We start from the raw sequence: 2,569 nt of genomic DNA on the forward strand, positions 1-2,569 counted from the left end.
CCGACCGTCAAGCGCTTGCGGCCCGTCGCCGCTCAGCTGACCGAGACGTTGACCGCGGTCGACCCGCTCGTCCAGGACCTCGACAAGGGTCTAATGGACGACGCGCTCTACTTCCTGCAGACCTGGGCCAGAGTGACGCAGCGCGCCGACGGCCTCGGTCACCTCTTCGGCGCGCAGATCACGATCACCGAGGACACGGTTCGTCAGATCCTCGACCGGATGCTGAGCGAGGGTCAGGCGAACGCCAAGAAGAAGCCGGCCAAGTCCGCTCCGGCCGCCTCCCCGACGTCGCAGGCACCGGCCAAGCCCAAGCTCCCGCCGGTGAAGAAACCCGCCGACGTGATCCCGACGGTGAAGGACCTCGTGTGCACCGCAGTCGACGACGTGACCGACGTGGTCGACGGCGTGGTCGGCGGGCTTCTCGGTGGCGCGAAGCTGCCCGGCGGCGACAAGAGCGCCTGCCCCAAGAGCGCGGCCGAGAAGGAGCAGGCCAAGCCGCCGAGCGCGAAGCTGGGCGGCCTCCTCGGCGCGTCCAAGAAGGACGGCGCCGCGCCGTCGTCCAACGTCGATGCCCTCGTGGACTACCTGTTCGGATCATGATGCCCTCACGACGCCCATCCCCCCGGCGGCGAGGCCGCCCCGTCGGTCGCGGAACGCCCGCCCTCCTGATTCGGGGGGTCGGCGTGGCCGGCATCCTCGCCGGGGCCGCGATGGCCCTCACCGGCTACTTCGCCCCGACGAAGCTCCCGCTGCGCGACTACTACAACCTCACGGCGACGTTCGAGCGTGCCGACGGCCTCGTCGACCACACCGACGTCAAGATGGGTGGGGTCCGCATCGGCCAGGTGCTCGACTCGCGCATCGAGAACCGCAAGGTCGTCGCCCGGCTGCAGCTCGACGGCGGGACCGGACCGCTGCGCTCCGACCTCACCCTGCGCGTGCGGCCGCGTGGCCTGCTCGGGGTCGTCTACGTGGAGATCGTCCCCGGCCTCAAGGGCGAGATGCTGGCGGACAACGGGCGCATCCCCGAGTCACGCTCGACCAACACCGTGCAGCTCGACGACGTGCTGGCGACCTTCGACGCGCCGACCCGCGGGCGGACGCAGACGCTCCTCCGCGAGCTGGGCAAGGGCGTCGCAGGTCGCGGCGACGACGTCAACCAGCTGCTGGGGCAGGGTCCCGGCTACCTGGAGAACCTCACGTCGGTCGCCCAGGCGGTCAACGCGCGTCCCGGCTCGGCCACCCGGTTCGTCCAGGGTGCGGCGAGCGCCCTGGGAGCGCTCGACCCCGCGAAGGACGAGCTGACCGCGACGTTCGATCCGGCTGCGCGCGCACTTGCACCCTTCCGCACCGAGGCGGACGACTGGCGCTCGACCCTCGAGCAGTCGCCGCAGACGCTCTCGCAGGCGCGGACCAACCTCGCCGCGACGGATCCGCTGCTGCGCAGCGTCGACCGCCTCTCACGGCGGCTGGACGTGGCGCTGCGTCCGGCACCGGAGGCGTTCAACGACACCGCGAAGTTCTTCGCCGAGGCGCGGCCCGCGCTGATGCGCGTTCCGAAGACCCTCACGCTGGCCCGCCAGGCGACGTCGCCCACGGTGTCGCTCGCGCGACGGGTCGACGCGCAGCTGCCGCTGCTGGCCCGCGGGCTGGTGCCGGGCCTGTCGATCAGCAAGGAAGTGGCACCGCACTCCTGTGACCTGCGCAGCTTCCTCGGTCACTGGGCCGAGCACGACGCGCTCGGAGACGAGGGCCTCAACTACCTCCGGGCCACCGTGACGATCGGGTCCCGTGAATCCCTGGGCACCGATCCGGTCCGGCGCGACGAGATCTTCAGCAACCCCTACCCCGCGCCCTGCCAGGGTGGCTGGGAGCACCTGAGCCAGCCATGAGCCAGCAGACCGCTCGACGCCACCGCTTCCAGAACCGGCCGGGCCGCGCCCGTCCGCGGCACGTCCGCAACGGTGCCATCGCGCTCGCTGCGCTGATCTTGCTCGTCGCGATCGGCGTCAACCGGGGCATCCCGTTCTGGCCCGACAACAGCGACCGCGTTTGGGCGCACTTCGCCTCGGCGCAGTCCCTGAAGTCCGGCAACCCCGTCCGCGTCGCGGGCGTGACCGTCGGTTCGGTCGGCGAGATCGAGCAGGCCGATGGCGAGCGCGGCGCGCTCGTCGAGCTGAAGCTCGACAAGACCGACGTCCCGGTCCACCAGGACGCGCGCGCCGGCATCTACTGGCGCACCCTGCTCGGCCGCAACCTCTACGTGGAGCTGGATCCCGGCTCCGAGAGCGCGCCGCCGCTGGCCGGCCGGATCCCGGTGACCAACACGACGACGCAGGTCGAGCTCGACGAGGTCCTGCAGCCGCTCGACGGCGACGGCCGGAAGGGCATGCAGCGGATCATCGCGGCGACCGACGGCGGGTTCCGTGGCGACGCCGCCGGCAACGCGTTCGACGCCCTCGCGGCGTCGGCGAAGCCGATCGCGAAGGGCCTGCCGCCGCTCCGCGGCCAGCGGCCCGGCGACGACCTCCCCCGGTTGATCCAGCGGACGTCGCGATGGGTCGCCGCG

General features: G+C 72.0%; 2 protein-coding genes and 1 pseudogene. All 3 read left to right on the forward strand.

All coding sequences use genetic code 11. The features are described 5' to 3' along the window. A pseudogene (locus ABYE80_RS19615) lies at positions 1 to 600 on the forward strand (hypothetical protein); the annotation flags it as partial. Between the two features lie 83 nt (positions 601 to 683). Continuing rightward, complete coding sequence (locus ABYE80_RS19620; RefSeq protein ID WP_372791994.1) at positions 684 to 1,892, forward strand: MlaD family protein; 1,209 nt, start codon at positions 684 to 686, stop codon at positions 1,890 to 1,892. Then, positions 1,889 to 2,569 (forward strand): MlaD family protein (locus ABYE80_RS19625; protein WP_372791995.1); only part of this gene is annotated, 681 nt, incomplete at its 3' end. The genes ABYE80_RS19620 and ABYE80_RS19625, both read left to right, overlap by 4 nt.

Origin of the sequence: Paraconexibacter sp., from assembly GCF_041602235.1 — a bacterium.
Taxonomy (GTDB): Bacteria; Actinomycetota; Thermoleophilia; order Solirubrobacterales; family Solirubrobacteraceae; genus Paraconexibacter.